Consider the following 22,268-nt stretch of genomic DNA (forward strand, 5'->3'; position numbering starts at 1 on the left):
TGGCATTACGGGCATCTCATCTCGATGGGGATATGGAAGGATGTGTGGCTGTCTGCGGAGCTACTGATTTCGATTATCGACCCTTACGTGGTCACGCGGAATATCGAAGCCGAAGAAGCAAGATTGCTGGTTCAGTACACCATAAATAGCCAGCTCGCGCAGCCGATCAAGGTGCTCGTAACGGGCGAAATTGACCGCAAAGGGGCGGGAACGGACGAAGAGGCGCTTCGGTTCCGCAATGTGATGGAAATCGGCTGCGGACCTAGCGTATGGCGAACGGAAGTGGCGGTTCCTAGTCCCGCCTTATGGTGGCCGCTCGGTTACGGGGACCCGTCTCTCTACACGATGACGCTTGAGTTGAGCCGGTTAGCCGAAGAGGAGCAAGATGATCGGGAACAGCCGGTCATGCAGGAAAGGCTGGACGCCGCGGAGCTGAGTTTCGGCATCCGCACGATCGAGATGCGGCCGCTGTCCGTGTCGGCGCCGGAGGCAGACTACCGTTGGCAGTTCGTCATTAACGGCGTGCCGATGTTCGTCAAGGGAGCGAATTGGTGCTGGCCGGACCCGATGCTCGAGCAGCAGGAAGCCAAATATGAGCGGCTGCTGGAGCTTGCCCGCCGCGCCAACGTTCAGATGCTCCGCGCTTGGGGCGGCGGTATCATCGAACCGGATTTCTTTTACCGGATATGCGATGAGAAAGGCATTATGGTCTATCAGGAGTTCCCGTTCTGCTGGGGACCGATGGATGCCCCTTATACCGATTTGTCCGTCATCGACACGCAAGTAACGCAGACGGTGAAGCGGCTCCGCAACCATCCGTCGCTGATCATGTGGGGCGGAGGCAACGAGAACGGGCCGCATGGCGGCGCGGACGAGGGGCTGTTCCTCGCCGGACGACGCTGCCGGCAATTCGATCCGTCGCGCCCCTTCCATCGGACCGATCCGTGGGGCGGGAGCGTGCATAATTGGAACGTCTATCACGGGGGAGAGCCGCTCGACGCTTCAACTCGCGCGATGCCTTCCGTTATGGTCGGGGAATATGGCATCCCTAGCATGACGAATCGCTCCAGCATCTTGAAGTATATGCCGGAGGAAGCGCTTGGCGAGTTCCCGCCGACCGAAGAGAGCCGGGGCTGGAAAGCGCATTTTCACCAATTCAGCCTGAAGGATCCGATCAAAGTGATGCGTTACGGCGCTTACGGCCCGATCCGGAACTGGGACGATTACATCGCGTATTCGCAAACCTCGCAAGGCGAGTCGATCCGGTACACCGCGGAGATGCAGCGCGCCGGAGCGGGAGAGACGGCATCCGGATTCTGGTACTACAAATTCACCGATCTGTTCCCCGGCCATTCCTGGGCCGTCGTCGATTATTACGGCACGCCCAAGCTGTCCTATTATCGGGCGATGCAGACATCCAGGCCGCAATCCGTGTTCGCCTTCTACGAGAAGATGAACGGATGGCATGCAGGCGAGACGTTCACGGCCTCGCTGCATATCGCGAACGATACGCTGGAGCCCCTCCAGCAAGCCAAAGCTCGCGCGGTGCTGTATGACAGCCGGTTTAAGAAGCTGTGGTCGCAGGAGTACGACGGGATTACGATAGAGGCCAATCGTCTGACTGCGCTTGATTCCATATCCGTGAAGCTGCCCGCCGCATCCGAGATCGAACCGTTCCTGCTTGCCGTCTCGTTGCATGCACAGCAGGGCAAGCTGATCGCCGGCCAGTGGTACTGGTTCAACGCGCAGCCCAAGACGGAAGAATTGCTTGCGTTCGAGCAGGCGCATACCCATAACGACAACGAATATCCCGGCGAGCTGGCGGTGCAAGCATTCGAACGATACGCGAACTTGCCTTCGTCACCGATGCGTCAGCTGCCTCTTACGCAACTGATCGGCACGATGGAGCAGCAAGAGACCGGGGGTACGATCAAGGTTCGCAATATCGGACCGTACCCGGCGATACGAGTCATCATCGAAGGGTTTCCGGAGGATTGGGACTGTTACTTGGCCGACAACGACTTCGGCTTGTATCCCGGAGAAGAGCGGGTGATCGGGTTCGAGGCAGGCAGCGGACAATCTATGGCAGGACTTACGCTGGGAGGCTGGAACACGGCCCGGATTACACTGGCGCAATCATGAAGTATATCGCGCGGCAAGAAAGTGCTACGTTTAAATGGGAGGGACATTCATCTTGACCACACGCAACGAAGAACGTCATTTCGGCGGCTGGGCAGCGAAGTGGATAACGAGGCCTGCGCCTGACCATCTCGAATGGAAAAATTATACCGTGGAAGCCAGCGTCGTCATCGAATCGAAGGGCACGAGCCTGTTGATCGGCGTTCAAGGCAGCGGCCGCTATTGCGCCTGCCATCTGGATTCGGATCAACAAGAGGTGACTTTCAACTTAATCGAGCATGGCATTCATACGGAGTTGGAACGAGCGCCGGCACCAGAGCTTGCGCTCGCTCCCGCCGCGCATGCCATTCGGCTTGTTTGGAGCGGTACGGAAGTTTGCCTTTACATCGGCGAGAGGCTAGTCTTGTCCGCCGATGCCGGCGCAATACGAGCAGGCACGATAGGGTTCAGGAATGAAGAAGGCGAAGCGGCGGTCATCCGCGATCTTCGCGTATACGACGTGCAGGGGCGCGCGTTATACGTGAACCGCTTCTACGATCCGTCGACGTTGCAGTTCACCGCAGGGTCGATCCATCCCTCCGGCAGCGGCCTTCGGCTTAGCGAACGCGAACTGTCGCTGTGCGACAAGCCGGTGCCGGCCGACAGCCCGAGATTCCGCACGACGTTTCGGCTTGCGTCCGAGGTGAAGCATGCAGCGCTTCGCGTTTACGCTTTGGGCTGGTACGAGCTTCGCCTCAATGGCCGCCAAGCGGATGACCGGGTGCTTGCGCCGGCGAATACGCCATATGAGCGGACGATGCTATACGACACGTATGACGTGACCGGACTGCTGAATCAAGGCGGCAATGCGATAGGCCTGTGGCTCGGCAATGGCTATAACATGAATTACTCCCGTTGGGGCTGGAAGTGGAAGCGGGATAAAGCCTTCATCCTGCAGCTGGACTTGACGCTGACCGACGGTACGCGGCGGCAGATCGTGAGCGATTCATCCTGGCAGACGGCAGGCAGTCCGCTGCTCCTGAACGATATCTATGACGGGGAGCTGTACGATGCGCGCCTTAACGATCCCGGTTGGGACACGAGCTCCTATTCGGCGGAAGGATGGACGAACGCGACAGAGGCGGAGTCTCCGCAAGGTCTTCTTGAACCGAACATGCAACCGCCGGTCAGGCCGCATGACAGGCTGGCTCCCGTGCGCAGTTTTGCCTTCGCCGATCGAACGATTTATGATTTCGGCCAAAATATCGCCGGATGGGTAAGCGCGACCGTCCAAGGCGCGGCAGGAAGCCGATTGACGCTCCGCTACAGCGAGCTGGTCGATGACGAGGGAAGGATCGATCCGTGGACGAACCGGAACGCGCATGCCAAGGATTGCTACGTTTTGAACGGGCAAGGGATCGAGACGTATGAGCCGCGGTTCACGTATCACGGCTTCCGGTATGTGGAAGCGAGCGGGACTGGCGAACTGCTTGACCTGAAAGCGGTTCCGATCCATGCTGACGTGAGGGAGGCCGGTCATTTCGCAAGCTCGGACGAACTGCTGAACCAGATTCAGCGCAATATCCGATGGTCGATGCTGAACAATTTCGTCAGTATTCCGACCGATTGCTGCCAGCGCGACGAGCGGACGCCGTGTTTGATGGATTCAGCCGTCGTCGAGGAAGCTGCGATCCATAATTTCGATATGCGGCTGTATTACCGCAAATGGCTGCGCGACATTCAAGACAGCATGACGAACCCCGACTGGGCTGGCGACAAAATAACGCTGCCGTGGCATTTGTATTGGTATTACGGCGATGCGGAACCGCTTCGCGAGCATTATGAGTCGATGCAAGCCTACATTGATCATCTGAAGGCCGCGTGGCCGGACGGAATCGTGAAGGAAGGTTTCGGCGATTGGTGCGCGCCGAACGAGGACGGCTGGGAGCAGTATTTTCGAGAGGTCGAGATCGTTAATACGTCCCTCTATTATCAGCAGGCGTTAACGGTATCCAAAGCAGCTGGCGTACTCGGCAAGGAAGATGAACGGCAGCGGTACGGGGTATTGGCGGAGGAGATTAATCGGGCATTCCATGCACGGTTCTACCGTGGAGAAGGCATATACGGGAACGGTTCCCAGACGGCGCAGCTCATGCCGCTCGCCCTTGGCATGGTACCGGAAGATCAGACCGCGCAAGCCGTGGCGGGGCTCGTGCAAGCAGTCGCAGCCAAGGGCGGCTATCTGGATACGGGTATCTACGGCACGCGATACCTGATGGATGTCTTGGCGGATCACGGGCAGATCAACCTTGCGTATGCGATGTTGACGCGGACGGCGTATCCGAGTTTCGGTTATCAGATCGCGAACGGCGCGACGACGCTGTGGGAACAGTGGAGCTTCAAAGGCGGGATGCATTCGCACGATCATGCGATGTTCGGAGGAATCGGAGCCTCCTTCTATACGCGGTTGGCCGGCATTCGGCCGCTGTCGCCGGGCTATGAAGAGATCCTCATCCAGCCGTCGATTCCGGATGGTCTTCAAGCGGCGGAAGCGTCGATCGACACGGTAAGAGGAACTATTCGAGCCGCTTGGCGCAAGGAAGAGGGACGACTGGTTCTCGATATTACGATTCCCGAACAAGTGAAGGGCAGCCTCCGGATTACCGCGCATGGCAGTTCCGACATGTTGCATGATCAAAAGCTGGCATTCGGCCATCAAGTAATTGTCGTTGATTGGTGACTTTGTGACAGGGAGACGATTGCGAATGAACGGGAATTTGCAGCACAACGCAGGACTTGCCAAACCTTCCGGCGTGCAATGGCAAGCGCGCTGGATATGGGGCGGCCTGGAGGAGAGCAGCCGCAATGAATGGCGATGCTTCCGCCGCGATTTTACGATGCCGGAAGAGGGTTTCGAATCGGCGGCGTTGTCCATCACGGCCGATTCCAGATATATCGTCTACGTGAACGGAGTTCGCTTGGGCAGAGGACCGAACCGTTCGTGGACGTTCGAACAAAGCTGCGATAAGCATGAGGTTGGCTATCTGCTGAGGGCCGGCGCTACGAATACGATCGCCGTCCTTGTCATGCATTTTGGCGTCGCCACGTTCTCTTACACGCTCGGGCGTCCGGGATTGCTGGCGCAGCTCGATGTTTTCCAAGATGGTAATCCGGCGTTCACGATCGGGACGGACCGGAATTGGCGCACTTCAATTCATGAGGGTTACGAGCGGCATGCTTCGCGCATGTCGTGCCAGCTCGCATTCACGGAACGCGTTGATGCCGAGCGCTGGGATGAAGCCTGGACGATCGTAAGCTGCCTTCAAGGCAGCTGGCTTGAAGCCCGGGAGCTGGGCGAACCCGGGATGGAGCCTTGGACAACGGTAGTCCCTTCCGAATTGCCGCCGCTGACGGAAGAGCCGATGTGGCCTGTCCGTATTCGTTCGCTTCATGCCGTGGAGCCGGTGGCACATACGTTTTATTTGGATGTACGGGCTTTTATGGCCCCGGACAGCATCCGTCATGCGAATCCGATGGGGTATGTCGGTTATGTGTACGCCGTCATACGGGCGGATCGGGACGGAAGGGGAACGATCGGGTTTCCGAACGGCTATTCGCCCCTTATTCAGCTTGGACTCAATGGGAACCTATGCCGTGTGGGCGAAATGGATGGCGTCAGCCCGGAACGGTATTGGAACGTGAGCTTCAAGCAGGGCGACAATCTGCTCTGGCTGCAGCTCGCTGGCTCGGAGCACGGCCAAGGGCTTCATCTTGGCATCGATGCGGACGTTAACGTGGAGATCTGTTCGCCGACCAAGTTGGAATCATCCCAACATGATGCGTCTCCATTCGCGGGTATCGGACCGTTCGCGACGTTCGAATGGATCGATCATCAAGATAATACTTCGCCGCTCATGGATTATGTCGGATTCCATGGAAGCCGGGAGCTGGATGAGCAAGCTTTTGCCGGATATGACGATTATAAGCAGCTTCAGCAAGTGGCTACGGCCGCAGAGCTTGCCTCCTTCGCGCATCTGCTGCGGGATTTCCCGACGGAACTCGTCGGACGAGATTCGGTATTCGCCTTGTCGGTATGGCATCGCAGCCGGCAGGAACGACCGGTTCCCTACGAGCTGCAGCAAGCGGTGATGCCGAACGCTCTTGCGGGGACGGTGCCAAGCTATGAAGGCAAGGACACGGAACTCATCATCGATTTTGGCCGTGAGCTGTCCGGTTACATTGAGCTGGAGCTGGACGCTCCCGCAGGCACGATCGTCGATTGCTACGGTTTCGAATACATGGCAAGCGGCTTCCGGCAAGATACCTATGGGCTTGATAATACCCTCCGCTATCGCTGCAAGGAAGGCCGGCAGTCCTATACGTCGGCGGTTCGGCGTGGCTTCCGGTACCTGATGGTGACGGTGCGAGGCGCCGCGCGGCCGGTGAAGCTGCATGGCGTGCGCATGCTGCAGAGCAATTATCCGATTGCGGAAATCGGTAGATTCCAATGCTCGGATCCGCTCTTGGATCGGATCTGGGAGATCAGCAAGCACACGACCCGCTTATGCATGGAGGATACGTTCGTCGATTGCCCGGCTTATGAGCAAACGTTCTGGGTAGGCGACAGCCGCAATGAAGCGCTTGTTAATTACTACGTGTTCGGCGCGACGGACATCGTGAAGCGCTGTCTGCAGCTGGTGCCCGGTTCCCGGGAACAATCGCCGTTCTATGCCGACCAGGTGCCGAGCGGATGGAGCAGCGTGATCCCGAATTGGACTTTCTTCTGGGCGAAGGCTTGCGCCGAGTATGTGGAGCATACCGGAGACCGCGAGTTCGCCAAGTCGATCTGGCCGCATGTTAAGTTCACGCTGACGCATTACTTGGGCAAGCTGGATGACAGAGGGCTGCTCCATATGAAGGGCTGGAACCTGCTGGATTGGGCGCCGATCGATCAGCCAGGCGATGGCGTGGTCACGCATCAGAACGCCATCCTGGTCAGCACGCTCCATTCGGCATCGGAACTGGCACGCATAGCCGGGTCAGCGGAAGAAGGCGTTTCTTTTGCCGAGGAGGGAGAACGGCTGCGGGCGGCCATTAATGAACATCTGTGGTCGGAAACCGAGCAAGCTTACTTGGACTGCATTCATGCGGATGGCCGCGCATCGGACGTTCTCAGCATGCAGACGCAAGTAGTCGCCTATCTGTGCGGCATAGCGGCCGGCGATCGGGCGCTAACGCTCGAGCGGTATATCATCGCCCCTCCGCCATCGTTCGTCCAGATCGGCAGCCCGTTCATGTCGTTCTTCTATTACGAGGCGCTGGTGAAGCTAGGGCAGCATGAGTTGATGGTTCAAGATATGAGGAAGCACTACGGGCAGATGGTCGAGCATGACGCGACGACCTGTTGGGAGATGTATCCGAATTTCGCGGAGAACCGAGCTAATCCGGACCAGCTGACGCGCAGCCATTGTCACGCTTGGTCGGCAGCCCCGGGCTATTTTCTCGGCGCGAATGTGCTTGGCGTCCGCAGCGGTGCGGAAGGCTGGAAGCGCGTCGTCGTCGCTCCCCAACCGTCGGGGTTGGCCTGGGCGCGAGGGTGCGTGCCGCTCCCGCAGGGCGGGCAAGTGGAGGTTGCGTGGCGTATTATCGGCGACTCGGCATTGGACCTGCATGTTCGTCTTCCGGCGGACCTGGAGCTGGATATCGAGCTGCCGGAAGGGTGGAACGGTACGACGAAGGTGGAACGAATCGGCTCTTCATGAATCCTTCGGCCGATTCCGACCGGCAGTCCATTGCGGTTTGTCCATCCTATTCGAAGGGTACAATAGAAGTATGACGCTCTGAAGGGAGATGGCAGCGATGAAGGTAATCATTACCGTAACCGAAGCGATCGAACGTGAAATCTGGACCGACGTGATGGCCATGTTCGGCCGCACCGACGATGACGAAATGTGGCCCAATGAGGAGTTCATCCTGACCGAAGAGCAGGCGCGCCGACTAGGTCTGCTTCATTAATGGCACCGTTTCGGACTCATGCGAAGTTAAATAACGAACGCCGATCTTCCTTGGATCGGCGTTTGCTTTTTCGCCGATAGTTACTATACCCGAGTGTAGCAATAGCGTTCGAGTTCACTTCTTCACCGGAGGAAGCGATCGTCCTATAATGGAAGTTGGTGGATGGCTAACAATCATGAAAGCGAGGCGGCATTATGGAGAAGAGACAGTATGGCAAGACCGGCATGAACGTTAGCGTACTGGGTTTCGGCGGAGCCGAGATCGGCTTCGAGGGAGCTACGGCGGCGGAAGTGGACAAGCTGCTCGGCAGCGCGCTCGACGCGGGCTTGAATGTCATCGATACGGCGGAATGCTATGCGACGAGCGAGGAATTGATCGGCAGAACGGTCTCCCATCGCCGAGACGATTATTACTTGTTCACCAAATGCGGCCATGCTTCAGGATTCGATCAACCGGACTGGGATCCCGCTATGCTGGAGGCCAGTATCGACCGCAGCTTAAGCCGACTTAAGACCGACTATGTCGACGTCATTCATCTGCATAGCTGCTCCGAGGAGCTGCTGCGCCAAGGCGATGTGATCGACGTGCTCAAGCGGGCCAAGGAGAAGGGGAAGACGCGCTTCATCGGATATAGCGGCGATCATCTCGCAGCGCGGTATGCCGTGCAATGCGGCGCATTCGATTCCCTCGAAACCTCGCTCAACATCGCCGACCAAGAGGCGATTACATTGACGCTGCCGGATGCGCTGGAGCGCGGCATGGGCGTTACGGTCAAACGTCCGATCGCCAATGCGGCCTGGAAGACGGGCGCCAAGCCGGCCTCGGATTACCATGTCCCTTATTGGGAGCGGCTGCGGCAGCTGGACTACGACTTCCTCCGCGGCGATGTGCAAGTATCGATCGCGATCGCGCTTCGGTTCACGTTGACGGTTCCGGGCGTGCATACGGCCATTGTCGGAACGGCCAAGCCGGAGCGATGGCTCGAGAATGCCAAGCTGCTCGAGCAGGGCTTGCTGCCCGCCGAGCAATATGAGGCGATTCGGGCGCAATGGCAGGCGAAGGCTGGCGCGGACTGGTTCGGCAAAGGCTGAGCGGGTTCGAGGAGGAGACAAGGATGGAACGTTCTCGCTATGAAGAGGTCCGTGGCTGCATACACAATGGCGATCTGCTGTTCTGCAGCGGCAATTACGTGATCAGCCAGCTTATCCGCCGCATATCCGATTATTCTTTCAGCCATGCGGCTTTCGTGATGTGGATTCATGAGCGGCTTATGGTCTTGGAGAGCGTGGAGGACGTCGGGGTGAGAATGGTGCCGTTGTCCTCTTATATCGCGGACTACGACAATTCCGGCAAGCCTTATAACGGGGACGTCTACATCGGGAGGCATCGCGTCATGAACAGGCAGCTTGAGCAAGAAGACAGCACCAAAGATGCGAAGGATCGGCTCATGCATCGCGCGCTGGACTTGATGGGCAAGCGATACGATACCGAGGATCTGTCCAAGATCGCGCTGCGCCTAACGACCGGACTCGGCAAGCGGGATGAGGACGATGCCTACATCTGCTCCGAATATGTCGCGGAATGTTTCGCGCAGAACAACATCGCCTTCGGCAGCAGCGGCGGCTTCGTCCTGCCGAAGCATATCGGCGAGGACCCGGACGTGGAACTGTTGTATAAGCTTATATGAAGCCAAACGAAGAAACGGCAGCCCCCGACGGGCTGCCGTTATTTATAGTGGATGAGCCAAGCCGCCTACTGCTTGCACAGGTTCAGACCTTGCAGGGTCAGCAGCTCGATGACCTTCAGTTGGCCGGCAAGCACGCCGAACGTGCGCGTACGCTCGTAAATATCTTTGAACGAATACACCCACATTTTTTTTATCTCATCGAACCCCAAGTAAGCGACGAGCTCCATTTTCTTCCTCAGATCTACAATCGTCATCGTCAATCCCGCTCCCTTATTCATGATGGCTGACTCGCTTGAACGTTTCATGTACTTGTGCGTATAACGTTCGTTGCTTGTCCCATGAATTGAGAGGGTAGCGGGCGAAAATGAGGCTTAAGGTGTACTCAAAGCTGCCACAAGGGCCGGCATTCTGAATCCATGGTCACGACACTGATTCGCCGGTCACGGGTTCAGGTGATCATCGACTAGTTCCGGCGGGATGTTGGAGGCGTTCTCCGATTGGCTTAGCTGTTTCTCTAGGCTGCGGATCCGCCTCGTCAGCTTGTATTGGCGCACGATTCCGAATATGCCGACCGCAAAACCACCCAGCAGCGAAGAACCGAGGATGACGAGAATAAGCGGGAAGTTCGCGTGCCCGAAGACGTAATCCACGGGAACGGATTCGACGTTCACGACCGCGAAGATCGCGATGACTAGGGCAAACAATAAGGATAGTATAATGGACCATTGCGTTCTCATAGGATTCCTCCTTCTTCTATTCAAAGCTATATCCATGATACACCAAAAGCCACGGGGGCAAACATCGCAAAAGGGCCGCTTCATCCGGTTAACAGCGTTTACATTGGCGCAATGTCGCAGTATGAATGGCGGGTTCGCACCTATTTTTGAGGCAGGGGCTTGTGATACGTTGTATTCAGGTAAAGAAGCAGCTCTACGCGATTGAAGAAACGCCTAAACTTTCGGCAAAGGAGCATGGTTTATGAAGACTATCAAAGTAGGCATTATCGGCAGCGGAGGAATCGCCGGTGCTCATGCGGCCGCGTATCGCAAACTCCCGTTCGTCGAGATTGTTGCCGTCGCGGATATTATTCCCGGTCGTGCCGCGCAATTCATAGAGAAGCATGGTCTGACGGATACGCAGCCGTTCGATCATCCTGACGAGCTGTTGAAGCTGGAGCTGGATGGCGTCAGCATCTGTACGCCGAACGCGTCGCATTGCCGGACTTCGGTGGATGCGCTTCGCGCGGGCAAACATGTGCTGCTGGAGAAGCCGATGTCGGTTACGCTGCAAGAGGGACTGGAGATGGTGGCAGCGGCCGAGACGTCCGGACGTATGCTGTCGATCGGCTTCCAACCACGTTACGATCCGAACATGAAACTGCTGCAGCGCATCGTGCAGAGCGGCCGGCTGGGGGATGTCTACTATGTAGAGACCGGCGGCGGACGCAGACGAGGCATGCCGGGCGGGACTTTCATCCGCAAGGACCTTGCCGGTGCAGGGGCCATGGCCGATATCGGCTGTTATTCGCTCGATATGGCGCTCAATACGATGGGCTATCCGAGACCGGTCGCGGTTTCGGCGTTTACGACGAACCATTTTGGCCGCAATCCGCTCTATCACCAGGAAGCGCACCAATTCGAGGTGGAAGACTTCGGCGCGGCGATGGTCCGATTCGAGAATGACATGGTGCTCCAGTTCAAGATTTCCTGGGCGATGCATATGGATTCGCTGGGGGCGACGATGTTCCTCGGCACGGATGCGGGATTGAAGGTGCTCCCTCATGGAACGGGGCCTTGGTCCGGCGTCTGGGATGGCAAAATCGGCGCAATGACGCTGTTCCATGATGAGTTCGGCGGACACACTGCGACCGAAGTGCCGCTGATCGGGCACAATCTCAATCTGTTCGACGAGAAAGTCCGCGACTTCGCCGAAGCGGTCCGCGACAACCGGCCGGCGCCGATTCCGGGCGACGAGATCGTCATCCAGCAGGCGATTATCGACGGTATTCTGCGTTCGGCCGAGTCGAAGCGGGAAGTATCGGTCGAGTTGCCTGCGGATGTGAAAGCTACTGCTGCCAACGCTCCGCAGGACTTGGCGATGTAAGAAGCAGGTTGCGAAAGACAACGTTCTCGAAGAACGACGATAAGGAGTCACCGTCCACTGCCGGGCGGTGATTTTTTATTTGCTGCTGCCGTTCATGAAATCTATCAACCCTTCATAGACTCTAGTAATCGGATGTTCATCGTGAAGGGAGTGTGTACTATGCTCAGTGAAAATTTGTTCACGGTCGAAGAAGCGGCGATGATCCTGAAGCAGGATGCGGGGACCGTCTACCGCTGGCTGGCTACGGGTAAGCTGAAGGGCAATCGGCGCGGCAAGCGCGGCAGCTGGGAGATCCCGGCTTCCGAATTGAAATATTGGACGGACGAGAAGCTGTCCGGTTCGGAGAAAACGATTCTGGACCTTGTCCAGCAAATAGGGATCATGCAGCGGAATGTTGAATCTGCGCAACCGAGAACGTACGGGGAGGCGCTCGAGGAAATGATGCTGTTCTTGGCCATGCAGTTCGACGTCATGCGCATGGCGAATGCATCGCAACATGTAAGAGGACGGTTTTTGGGCGAGCAGAACCGCATGGAGTTCGGCGAAGCGACTACGCTAGATCAGCTGATCGAACTCATTCAGCTGCGCCGCGAAGGGAAGCTGGGCGATGAAGAGCTCAGCGAGATTCTCGTCGAGCGGGATTGGGTAGAAGTGTATGAGCATCTGACGAATGAACTGGTGCTCGTACACGATGAGCGCAGCGACGTGCTTTTATAGGTAGGAGAGGGGGGGCCGACGGATGGCTGCCTCTTTTTCACTTCAAGGACGAACGGATTGAATTAAGTTGGTTCAAAAGATCTATTCATTATCCATAATTTCTTAAATGAAGAAGGAATTCGGATGTTATCCGCGAATAACGACCTAGTACATAATTCTCAATTCAACATCAGGAAGGACAGGGATCATGGCAAAGATGAATCAAGAGGTAATTACCAAAGCGTTAGATTGGGCTTATGAAAAAGCAGTCAACGGTCTGCCAGGCGCGGAAACTGCGCAAGAGCTTGCAGAAAACTACATGCGCAAATCGTCTTCTTTGGAAGAAGCGGCAAACTCGCTCATCAACTGGCAGATTTCGAAATCCGCTACATCCGGTTTTTTGACGGGACTGGGCGGCTTGGTCACGCTTCCCGTAGCCATACCGGCGAATCTGGCCAGCGTGCTGTATGTACAGCTGAGAATGATTGCCGCGATCGCGCATATGGGCGGATACGATCTGCGTGACGATAAAGTAAAAACCTTTGTATTTATGTGTTTATGCGGGAACGGGTTAAAAGATATTATCAAAGACGTAGGTATCGTTGTCGGCCAAAAATTAACGCAGGCAGCCATCCATCGCATCTCCGGAACGGTCATTACCAAGATCAATCAAAAAGTGGGCTTCCGCCTGCTGACGAAATTCGGTACAAAGGGCGTTATTAATCTGGGGAAAATGATTCCGCTAGCTGGCGGTATCATCGGGGGAACGGCGGATGGGATATCCACGGCCACAATCGGTAAAGTAGCCAAAAATCTGTTCCTCCAAGGAAGTCCGGACGGCGTGCCAGTGTAAGTTTCAAATGTAAGAGAGGTGTCCCTATGTTAATAGGGGACACCTCTTCTTTGTTGCTAAAGCATTAAATTATTCCCTATCATCTTCTTCAACCCGTACCGTGAGCGATTGGTCCGCAATAGGAAACCACACGATGAACGTCGATCCCTCGTTTTCCTTCGAATAGACCTCAACGGAGGCATGATGCTCATCGATGATCCATTTGGCAATGGAGAGTCCCAGTCCATATCCTGCCGTCCGTCCCCTTGAGACATCGGCCCGATAGAATCGGTCGAAGATATGGGGCAGCTCCGCCTCGCTAATGCCGATTCCCGTATCTTGCACCTTAATACCTACAGCGTGGTCACGCCGGACCCCCGATAATCGGACTTCTCCGGAAGGGGTGTACTTGAAGGCATTCTCGATGAGGATCAGCAGCAGCTGCTGGAGGTAAGCACGGTCGGCTTCAATGACGATGGTACGGAAAATATCCAGCTCGTTCTTCCATCCTGCCGTTCTTGGCAGGAGTGCCGCTTTTCTGGCCGCTTCGGCAACGATAGGGTACAGTTCCACGGGCGATTTCACGACGATCTGCCCGGCATCGCCCCTTGCGAGCGCAAGCAGATCCGTAATGAGGCGCGTCATACGTTCCGATTCATCCGAGATATCTTGAATGGCTTCCAGCGATAAGTCGATATGATGCTGCTCCACCCGGTCAGCCGACAGCTTAACCCAAAGTTTCTTCAGCAAATCACTGTTGCCGCGAACCGTCGTTAACGGCGTTCGCAGTTCATGCGAAGCATCGGCGACGAAGCGGCGCTGCGTGTCGTACGATTGATTCATGTCCAGGTAGGCTTGCTGAAGCCGTGACAACATGCCGTTGAGCGTATCGGTCAGCGTACCGATCTCGTCTTGCGCTTTGCCGCGCGGAATCCGGATGCCTAGATCTTGCCCGCCTTCAATCCGGGTTGAGGCGACTGTGACACGGTGCAACGGCTTGAGCGCTTGCCGCGAAACGTACAGGCCGAGCAAGAACGCGATCAAGAGCACGCTCACGGAGGCCAGCACCAAGATCAGCCTGAGATTGCCGAGGATTTGTTCTTCTTTGCCCGTGTAGACGCCGACCTGTAGCAAGCCGACTAGGCTGTTATCTTTCAACGTAATCGGAACGCTAAGCACCTTAAACGGTGAACCGTTAATATCTACTTTGCTGTAAGCGGCTTGAAGATTGCTGTCTGGTTCCGGATAAGCCAAGTTGTAGCCGGAATCGGCCAAATTGCTGGTATATCGGACCTGTCCGGTAATATAGTCGACGACTTGAATGATGACCTGTTTGTTCTCGATGCGAGGGGACAGATTGATCTGCAGGCTTCTCCAGAAGTCGACCGATTGCGTAATATGAATGTCTTGAACGGTACGGTCGATCGTATTCTTAATATCTTGACCGGTCGTATAACGGACGTAGCTGTATAACGCGGAACAAAGAATGACGAGCACGAGAATGAGAAGACCCATATACCATAATGTAATCCGTAGTCGAATCGTCAAGGATCTCCAAGACCTCCCAATATGCGCGAATACCCTCATATTGGATGTCAAAGCTGAAAGGAAGCTGAAATAAAGATAAAAGGGAGATTAATTTTTTAAACTTGCTTGGTCTGTAGACTCTTTACGGCTAGTCGATATAGCGTTTACAATGGTAAAAATCCGATGCTAGCGATAGGAATGCAAGGAGGGTGACGAATGCTGAAAGTAATGCTGGTCGACGATGAGCCATACGTGCGCAAAGGGTTGTGCAGTCTGATCGACTGGGAGGCTTGCGGCTATGTGGTTGCGGCTGAAGCCGATAATGGCGAAGATGCGTGGGCGATCATTCGCGCCGAGCGGCCGGACTTGGTCATTACCGATATCCGGATGCCGGTGCTGGACGGGCTGGAGCTGATTCGTCTGGTGAAAGAAGAATTGCCGGATACGGCGTTTATTATTGTAAGCGGATACAACGATTTTAGCTATGCCCAACAGGCTTGCCGGTACGGCGTACACGAATTCATCCTGAAGCCGATCGATCAGGATGAATTGACCGAGATACTGCTCCGCGTCGGCCAAAAAATCGAAGGAGCGATCGGGCAGCGTACCGAGCAGATCGAGCGGGGCAACCAGCGGATGATCGAAAGCCTCATCCGCGGAGAAGCGGATTCGCATCAGACTGCGGAATGGGCAGCAGCAGCTGGCTTGGATAGCTCGCGAGGCGCTCGGTATGTATTCGTGGAGCTGAATGACCGGCTGCTCACATTGACCGGACAAGACACGATTACAGCTTCGGGAGAAGAACGAAACCTCATTGCTCTTACCATACAGGACAGCCTTGGGCTGAAACGTCCGCCGTATCTGTATGAGCACCACGGAAGATACGGTTTCATTGCCGGGTCCGATCTGACCGCCTGGAACGGCGATATCGAATGGTACGTCCGGAAGCTCCAAGCGAACCTAAGCGAACGACTGGGCCAGACGGTGTTCGTCTATGCCGGCAAACAGGTCGCGCAACTGATTGACCTGAAGGAATCCTATATCAGCGCCAAAGAAACGCTGACCTACAAGTTCCAGGCAGACCAGGCGAAAACCGTTACGTACGAGCGAATTCAGTCGCAGTCGCTCGCTTATACGCATTTGGACGAAAGCTTGTTCAAAGCCTGGCTGCTTCGGCTCGAAGAACGCGATCGCGAGGGGCTCGCGACAGCGGGCGACGCGATCTTCCAGTCGTTCGCCGAGCAGCGGTTCGCTCCGGAAGCGGTTAAGGCGGCGATCCATCAATGCGTGCTTGGAGCGGCCTCGATCATCAAGCGGATGGGCGGCGACGAACGGACGCTGCCCACGCTTCCCGTCATTGCCCAGTGGCAAGACCAGAATGTGACGCTCGGCGCGCTTAGGCAGTTGTTCGGACAGTTCGGCAACGAAGCGGCCGAATGCCTGGGCGCTTTGCGGCAGGATCAAGGGCGCGGGAATATCCAGAAGGTGAAAGCGTATGTCGATGCCCACTATGCGAGCAACTCGATCAGCCTGAAATCGATTGCGGCCGCTTTTTTCGTCAATTCGGTTTACTTGGGCCAGTTGTTCAAGAAGACGTACGGCGTATATTTCAACGACTACGTCCTGCGGTTGCGGATTGACGAGGCCAAGCGTCTTCTCCGCCAGACCGATTGCCGCATTTATGAAATTGCCGAGCGCGTCGGCTTCAGCAACTCGGACTATTTTGTCACCCAGTTCGAGAAACTCGAGCAGATGACCCCGAGCGAATACCGTGCGACACTGCTGCGGTAACCATACGTTAGTCGAAGGGACGCAGCCGACATGAACTTGGGACTCGACAATGTACGACTTCGCAATAAGATGCTGATCGTCTTCTGTCTTGCGGTATTCGCGCCGCTGATCATAACGGATTATATCTTCTATAGTGTGACGGCAAGCAACGTCAAGGCGCAGCGGATGGCCGAGATCGAGCGCAGCGTGGAGCAGGTTAAGAACGAATTCCGTTCCGAGGTAGAGGATGCGGTCACCATCTCATCCGGTTTCTATACCGACCATCTGCTCAATGAAATTATCGAGGCCAAATACGAAAATCCCGCGGATTATATCGAAGCGTACGATTCCTATTTGCGCCGTATCTTGAACAGTTTCACGCCCGTGTATCACTCCGTGCAAGCGGTCACGATTTATGTCGACAATACAACCTTGCTCTATTCCGGAGGCATTGCGTTCATGTCCGATGAGGTGAAGCGCTCCAATTGGTACCGGCTTGCCGCGAGCAGCAAGCTGTCTCAACCGCTTCTCGTGCAGACGGGCGCGAATCCGGAACTGCTCGATACGTTCAGCATCATTCGCGAGATGGATTATTACTCCTCGCATAAGGCGGACAATAAGGTGCTGAAGGTGGATCTGCGGACGGATGCGGTGCGGAAAATTTTTACGAACGTCAATTTTCAAGGCAACTTGTATCTGTTGAATCCACGGAATGAGGTCGCCTTCAGCACCGATCCGGCATCGACCTGGGCTACGGAGCAGGTACAATTCGATCCGTCTGCGATGCCAAAGGATACGATCGTCGTCCAAGCGGACTACGCGTATATTAATTTGCTGAACGGCTGGCGGATCGTGGCGACGGTTGCGGAACACGAAGTGCTGCGCGAAGTGCAGAAGTCCCGTAACTTCATTGTATGGTCGGCTTTCGCGATCATTCTCCTCCCGACCTTGATCATCGTCTGGACGACGCGTTCGGTCAATGCGCGGATCATTCAAATCTTGAAGCAGATGAAGCGGGTGCAGACGCAAAGCTTCGAGCCGATCCCGCATGTCGAGGCCAGGGACGAGATCGGCCAGCTGGCCGCCCAGTTCAACCGGATGACTTTTACGATCAAGAGTTTGATCGACGATGTGTACGTGGCGGATATTCAGCGCAAATCGCTCGAGCTCGAACGGCGGCAGGCGCAGCTGAATGCGCTGCAAAGCCAGATTAACCCGCACTTCCTGTTCAATGCGCTGGAGACGATCCGGATGCGCAGCTTGATGAAGGAGGAGAAGGAGACGGCCAAGATCATCCATAATATGGCCAAAATCTTCCGTAACTCCCTTACCTGGAACAAAGACCGGGTCACGGTCAAAGAAGAGCTCGAGCTGGTGGTCTGCTTCCTCGAAATTCAGAAGTACCGGTTCGAGGACAAGCTGCGCTACGACATCAACGTATCGCCGGAAGTATACGGAATTACGCTGCCGAAGCTGACGTTCCTGCCGTTCGTCGAGAACGCGAGCATACACGGCATCGAATCGCTCAAGAGCGGAGGCCGAATCGCCATCGCCATCACACGCGAAGGCGACATGCTCCACTTCGTCATCGAAGACAACGGTGCAGGCATGCACGAGGACAAGGTCGCGCAGCTGCTCCGCTATCTTAAGCAGGAGGAAGCGATGGGCGAGCGCATCGGGGTGCAGAACGTCCTCTATCGAATGAAGCTGTATTACGGCGAGCGCTTCGAATTCCAAGTAGCAAGTGCACCGGGAGCAGGAACGCGCATTACGTTAGGCATACCGATCGAAATCGAACAATGAAAATAATCATTCAGGGATTGCTAAGACAGGCAATCCCTTTTGCTTTGGCCGCAGGCCAAATAAAAGGTTGAAGTAAGCGTGTCCACAAAGTGGACGTCAAGCGAGAGTCAGCACAGGGAAGCGCAACAAGCGCAAACGCACCAAGTCACCACCCCAAGGCAACAAAGTAACGAACGAAGCCCGAAAGCAGAGCTTTGTCTATTGCAGCAGATCGCGTGTTCTACACCATGCGATATGCTGCACAGACAAAAGCGGGCATACCACGAAAGGACACATCGAAGACGGCCGCGTACCGAGTCACGCTGCTTACGGGTGTCCAGAGGGCGGTTGCCCTCTGGTTCTCCTCCGATGGAGGGGGAAGGGGGAGGCGAAGTAAAGGGTTTGGTGTAGCCGAAATAGGGTGTTCCAAGGGCGAAGCCCTTGGTCCTTAGGGTGTTCCAAGGGCGAAGCCCTTGGTCCTTAGGGTGTTCCGAGGGCGAAGCCCTTGGTTCCTGGGTGTCCAGAGGGCGAAGCCCTTGGTCCTTTAGGTGTCCAGAGGGCGAAGCCCTTGGTTCCTGGGTGTCCAGAGGGCGCCAGCCCTTTGGCTCTACTCCCCGGGAGTAGAAAAGCGAGGCCCACAATCTATAATTATTGGAGTAGAAACTAAAGTTTGTTGGGTTAGCGAAGTCGCCAATCCTATCTATACTAAGAAATGTAAGGGATTACATTCGGAAAGGGGAACACAAGCTTGATCAAGAAAAAGAGACTTCTGCTTACCGCAATGATCGTGGCCATGACGGCCGTGACGGCCTGCTCCAATAATTCCGGCACGAACAACAACACGGAGGCGGGAACGAATTCGGGGGGCAACGGCAATCAAGCCGCGACCACAACGGAACAATCGAAGGTACAAGAGAAAGTCACGTTCAGCGTCTTCAACGCAGCAGGCGCTGCCAAGGACATCAACTCCAACGAAACGACAATCGGTAAACTGCTCGAGGAACAGACAGGCGTAAACTTCAAGATGGAACATCTGGTCGGCGACATTAACACGAAGATCGGAACGATGATCGCTTCCAACGATTATCCGGATCTGCTGATCCCGGATGCGGCGATCGACAAAGTCATCGACGCAGGCGCGTTCATCCCGCTTAACGACCTTATTGATAAATTCGGCCCGAACATCAAGCGCGTATACGGCCCATATATGAACCAAATGAAAGCAGCCGACGGCAACATTTACTTCATTCCGTTCTCCAACGTCGTCGGCGAATATATTCCAAGCCCATCCATCGACCAAGGCGCATTCTGGGTACAGCGCCGCGTGCTGAAGGAAGCCGGTTATCCGAAGATCAAAACGCTCGACGAGTACTTCGATATGGTCAAGAACTACGTGGAGAAGCATAAGGACGAGAACCTGACCGGCTTCATCTCGCTGACGCACGACTGGCGCTTCTTCGCGACGAGCAACCCGCCGATGCATCTGGCCGGTTTCCCGAACGACGGCAACGTCACGATCGACATGAGCACGTTCGACGCGAAAGTGTACGCGGACAAAGATTCGACGAAGAAATGGCTGCAGAAGCTGAACGACGTGAACGCGCAAGGGCTGTTCGACAAGTCGTCCTTCGTCGATAACTACGACCAATACCTGGCCAAGCTGACCAGCGGCAAAGTCGTCGGATTCTTCGATTACGGCTGGCAAGTCGGCAATGCGACGAACGCGCTGAAAGATGCGGGCAACGACGATCTGCGCTACTTCCCGCTTCCGGTGACGTTCGACGCGAACACGAAGGATCAATACCTCGATCCTCCGGGCTTCACGAGCAACCGCGGCATCGGCATTACGGTCAGCGCCAAGGATCCGGAGCGCATCATGCAATTCCTGGACAACTTGCTGACGGACGAGAATCAGATTTTGTCCAACTGGGGTATCAAAGGCGAGACGTATGAAGTGGACGAGAACGGCCGCTTCTACCGCACGGAAGAGCAGATCGCGAAGATCGACGAATCGTTCCGCGAAACGTTCGGGTTCAAATACTTCGAGTGGAACTGGCCGAAATACGGCAACGGCTCCTCGCTGCCTGACGGTAACTCGGTAGCGCCTGGCCGCCAGGCGGAAGTGTTCCAGATGTCGCTGACCGAAGGCGACAAGACGATTCTCGAGAAATACGGCGCGAAGACGTATGCGGACCTGTTCGCCGCTCCGGATGACCGTCCGTGGTTCCCGGCATGGAGCTTCTCCAAGGAGCAAGGATCCGACGCCCAAATCTGGGAGACGAAGAAGGACGAGCTGACGAAGAAATACTTCCCTAAGCTGGTACTGGCGAAGCCGGAAGAATTCGAGTCGATGTGGACCGAATATCTGGATCAATTCAGCAAGCTGGATACCGCCGCTTATGAGAAGTGGACGACGGATGAAGTGAAGAAACGCATTGAGCTTGCGCAAACGAAGTAACGGCAAGTAGGCGCTAGCTAGGAGAGGCCGGACGGCGCATGAAGCGACCGGGCCGGCCTTTCCTATACCTTCAAGCAGCTGTAAGCCATCAGATTGGTCGGTCCATGCGGCTTCCTGGTCTTGCGACCATGCACGCAAACCGCTGACCTAGAGAGAGAAGGGAGAGAACATAATGGCAAAAGAAGCATCACCAGGCATTCAAACGACTACGCCTAAACCGCAGACGTCGCACATACCGTTATTCTTCAAAAAGCTGGTTCAGCAGCGAGTGCTTCTGCTGATGTCGGCTCCGTTCCTAATCTGGCTGTTCATCTTCAAATACTTGCCGCTGTGGGGCTGGACGATCGCATTCCAGGACTTCAAGCCGGCCAAATCGTTCTCCGACCAAAAATGGGTAGGCTTCGAGCACTTCAAGATGCTGTTCCAAGACGAGAAATTCATTCAGGTGCTGCGCAACACGCTGGCGATGAGCACGATCAATCTGGTGCTCGGATTCGTTACCGCGATTGTCCTTGCCCTGCTGCTGAACGAGCTGCGGTTCGTACTGTTCAAACGCCTCGTGCAGACGGTCAGCTATTTACCGCATTTCATCTCCTGGGTTGTCGCCGCGAACATTATCGCGACCGCTCTTTCGCCGGATAACGGCATCGTCAATGAACTCCTGATGTGGCTGGGCGTAATCAAGGAACCGATTCTGTTCCTTGGGATTCCGGAATATTTTTGGGGCATTAACGGACTGAGTGAAGTATGGAAGAACGTCGGCTGGAACACGATCGTGTACCTGGCCGCGATGACGATGATCGACCCGGCCCAGTATGAGGCCGCGGAGATCGATGGCGCAGGCCGCATCCAGCGGATCTGGCATATCACGCTTCCCGGCATTAAACCAGTCATCATCGTACTGCTGATCATGAACATCGGGTACTTGCTGGAATCTGGCTTTGAGCCGCAGTATTTGCTCGGTAACGGGATGAACGTGGATTACTCGGAAAATCTGGACATCTTCGTCCTCAAATATGGCATCGCAATGGGCAACTTCTCCCTCTCGGTTGCCGCCGGCATGTTCAAGACCGTGATCAGCTTCATTCTGCTGTTCGCCGCCAACTACACAGCCAAGCGGATGGGAGAATCCAGGCTGTTCTAATTCGTCTGACAAAGGAGGTCCGCTAGCATGGCGAACATCATGACAAGCAATACCGCAAGCACGGAAGGCAAGAAGCGCCGCTTGCGCGGGGGAGGCCGTTACGGCTCCCTCGGCGACCGAGTATTCGATACGTGCA

Annotated in this window: 16 protein-coding genes and 1 pseudogene; 14 read left to right on the forward strand and 3 right to left on the reverse strand. The window is 55.7% G+C overall.

The features are described from left to right. Positions 1 to 24: 24 nt before the first annotated feature. From FHS18_RS35390 to FHS18_RS15295, 7 genes and pseudogenes are all read left to right on the forward strand, one after another. Positions 25 to 387: pseudogene (locus FHS18_RS35390) on the forward strand (hypothetical protein); the annotation flags it as partial. 354 nt (positions 388 to 741) lie between these two features. Further along, positions 742 to 2,142: a glycoside hydrolase family 2 TIM barrel-domain containing protein gene (locus FHS18_RS35395; protein ID WP_425497310.1), complete on the forward strand. Its 1,401-nt coding sequence runs from the start codon at positions 742 to 744 to the stop codon at positions 2,140 to 2,142. A 52-nt stretch (positions 2,143 to 2,194) separates the two neighbouring features. Continuing rightward, complete coding sequence (locus FHS18_RS15275) at positions 2,195 to 4,858, forward strand: alpha-L-rhamnosidase (RefSeq protein ID WP_183600937.1); 2,664 nt, start codon at positions 2,195 to 2,197, stop codon at positions 4,856 to 4,858. Positions 4,859 to 4,883: 25 nt separating this feature from the next. Then, positions 4,884 to 7,880, forward strand: a complete 2,997-nt coding sequence (locus FHS18_RS15280) for a family 78 glycoside hydrolase catalytic domain (RefSeq protein WP_183600938.1) — start codon at positions 4,884 to 4,886, stop codon at positions 7,878 to 7,880. Between the two features lie 97 nt (positions 7,881 to 7,977). Beyond that, positions 7,978 to 8,133, forward strand: coding sequence for a hypothetical protein (locus FHS18_RS15285; RefSeq protein WP_183600939.1), 156 nt, complete (start codon positions 7,978 to 7,980; stop codon positions 8,131 to 8,133). Between the two features lie 194 nt (positions 8,134 to 8,327). Further along, positions 8,328 to 9,224, forward strand: coding sequence for an aldo/keto reductase (locus FHS18_RS15290; RefSeq protein WP_183600940.1), 897 nt, complete (start codon positions 8,328 to 8,330; stop codon positions 9,222 to 9,224). A gap of 23 nt (positions 9,225 to 9,247) precedes the next feature. Then, on the forward strand, positions 9,248 to 9,820 hold the full coding sequence (locus tag FHS18_RS15295; RefSeq protein WP_183600941.1) for a YiiX/YebB-like N1pC/P60 family cysteine hydrolase: 573 nt from the start codon (positions 9,248 to 9,250) through the stop codon (positions 9,818 to 9,820). Positions 9,821 to 9,885: 65 nt separating this feature from the next. On the opposite strand, the gene FHS18_RS15300 is transcribed toward FHS18_RS15295, so the two are convergent. Together FHS18_RS15300 and FHS18_RS15305 are read right to left on the reverse strand one after the other, a co-directional pair. Beyond that, entirely contained in the window at positions 9,886 to 10,074 is a 189-nt protein-coding gene (locus FHS18_RS15300) for a hypothetical protein (protein WP_183601183.1), read from the reverse strand. A 186-nt stretch (positions 10,075 to 10,260) separates the two neighbouring features. Next, positions 10,261 to 10,557, reverse strand: coding sequence for a LapA family protein (locus FHS18_RS15305; RefSeq protein ID WP_183600942.1), 297 nt, complete (start codon positions 10,555 to 10,557; stop codon positions 10,261 to 10,263). Positions 10,558 to 10,798: 241 nt separating this feature from the next. On the opposite strand from FHS18_RS15305, the gene FHS18_RS15310 reads away from it, so the two are divergent. The 3 genes from FHS18_RS15310 (at position 10,799) to FHS18_RS15320 (ending at position 13,472) form a co-directional block, all read left to right on the forward strand. Continuing rightward, positions 10,799 to 11,923, forward strand: coding sequence for a Gfo/Idh/MocA family protein (locus FHS18_RS15310; protein WP_183600943.1), 1,125 nt, complete (start codon positions 10,799 to 10,801; stop codon positions 11,921 to 11,923). 159 nt (positions 11,924 to 12,082) lie between these two features. Further along, positions 12,083 to 12,640 (forward strand): helix-turn-helix domain-containing protein, encoded by a 558-nt coding sequence (locus tag FHS18_RS15315; protein ID WP_183600944.1) that lies wholly within the window; start codon positions 12,083 to 12,085, stop codon positions 12,638 to 12,640. Positions 12,641 to 12,827: 187 nt separating this feature from the next. Continuing rightward, positions 12,828 to 13,472, forward strand: a complete 645-nt coding sequence (locus FHS18_RS15320) for an EcsC family protein (RefSeq protein ID WP_221401337.1) — start codon at positions 12,828 to 12,830, stop codon at positions 13,470 to 13,472. Between the two features lie 69 nt (positions 13,473 to 13,541). Here FHS18_RS15320 and FHS18_RS15325 read toward each other — a convergent pair whose 3' ends face one another. After that, positions 13,542 to 14,999, reverse strand: coding sequence for a sensor histidine kinase (locus FHS18_RS15325; protein WP_183600945.1), 1,458 nt, complete (start codon positions 14,997 to 14,999; stop codon positions 13,542 to 13,544). A gap of 195 nt (positions 15,000 to 15,194) precedes the next feature. Between FHS18_RS15325 and FHS18_RS15330 the strand changes: the two genes are divergently transcribed. From FHS18_RS15330 to FHS18_RS15345, 4 genes are all read left to right on the forward strand, one after another. Next, positions 15,195 to 16,769 (forward strand): response regulator transcription factor, encoded by a 1,575-nt coding sequence (locus FHS18_RS15330; protein ID WP_183600946.1) that lies wholly within the window; start codon positions 15,195 to 15,197, stop codon positions 16,767 to 16,769. A gap of 30 nt (positions 16,770 to 16,799) precedes the next feature. Beyond that, complete coding sequence (locus FHS18_RS15335) at positions 16,800 to 18,551, forward strand: sensor histidine kinase (protein WP_183600947.1); 1,752 nt, start codon at positions 16,800 to 16,802, stop codon at positions 18,549 to 18,551. Between the two features lie 730 nt (positions 18,552 to 19,281). Next, positions 19,282 to 20,988, forward strand: coding sequence for an ABC transporter substrate-binding protein (locus FHS18_RS15340; RefSeq protein WP_409348552.1), 1,707 nt, complete (start codon positions 19,282 to 19,284; stop codon positions 20,986 to 20,988). A gap of 172 nt (positions 20,989 to 21,160) precedes the next feature. Continuing rightward, positions 21,161 to 22,132 (forward strand): ABC transporter permease, encoded by a 972-nt coding sequence (locus FHS18_RS15345; protein ID WP_183600948.1) that lies wholly within the window; start codon positions 21,161 to 21,163, stop codon positions 22,130 to 22,132. Positions 22,133 to 22,268 lie beyond the last annotated feature (136 nt).

Origin of the sequence: Paenibacillus phyllosphaerae (assembly GCF_014192105.1) — a bacterium.
GTDB lineage: Bacteria > Bacillota > Bacilli > Paenibacillales > Paenibacillaceae > Paenibacillus_Z > Paenibacillus_Z phyllosphaerae.

Bases quoted from the DNA above. Each gene is read 5' to 3' on its own strand.
- FHS18_RS35395 (WP_425497310.1), top strand. From the start codon at position 742: ATGGATGCCCCTTATACCGATTTGTCCGTCATCGACACGCAAGTAACG.
- FHS18_RS15280 (WP_183600938.1), top strand. From the start codon at position 4,884: ATGAACGGGAATTTGCAGCACAACGCAGGACTTGCCAAACCTTCCGGC.
- FHS18_RS15285 (WP_183600939.1), top strand. From the start codon at position 7,978: ATGAAGGTAATCATTACCGTAACCGAAGCGATCGAACGTGAAATCTGG.
- FHS18_RS15290 (WP_183600940.1), top strand. From the start codon at position 8,328: ATGGAGAAGAGACAGTATGGCAAGACCGGCATGAACGTTAGCGTACTG.
- FHS18_RS15295 (WP_183600941.1), top strand. From the start codon at position 9,248: ATGGAACGTTCTCGCTATGAAGAGGTCCGTGGCTGCATACACAATGGC.
- FHS18_RS15300 (WP_183601183.1), bottom strand. From the start codon at position 10,074: ATGACGATTGTAGATCTGAGGAAGAAAATGGAGCTCGTCGCTTACTTG.
- FHS18_RS15305 (WP_183600942.1), bottom strand. From the start codon at position 10,557: ATGAGAACGCAATGGTCCATTATACTATCCTTATTGTTTGCCCTAGTC.
- FHS18_RS15310 (WP_183600943.1), top strand. From the start codon at position 10,799: ATGAAGACTATCAAAGTAGGCATTATCGGCAGCGGAGGAATCGCCGGT.
- FHS18_RS15315 (WP_183600944.1), top strand. From the start codon at position 12,083: ATGCTCAGTGAAAATTTGTTCACGGTCGAAGAAGCGGCGATGATCCTG.
- FHS18_RS15320 (WP_221401337.1), top strand. From the start codon at position 12,828: ATGGCAAAGATGAATCAAGAGGTAATTACCAAAGCGTTAGATTGGGCT.
- FHS18_RS15330 (WP_183600946.1), top strand. From the start codon at position 15,195: ATGCTGAAAGTAATGCTGGTCGACGATGAGCCATACGTGCGCAAAGGG.
- FHS18_RS15335 (WP_183600947.1), top strand. From the start codon at position 16,800: ATGAACTTGGGACTCGACAATGTACGACTTCGCAATAAGATGCTGATC.
- FHS18_RS15345 (WP_183600948.1), top strand. From the start codon at position 21,161: ATGGCAAAAGAAGCATCACCAGGCATTCAAACGACTACGCCTAAACCG.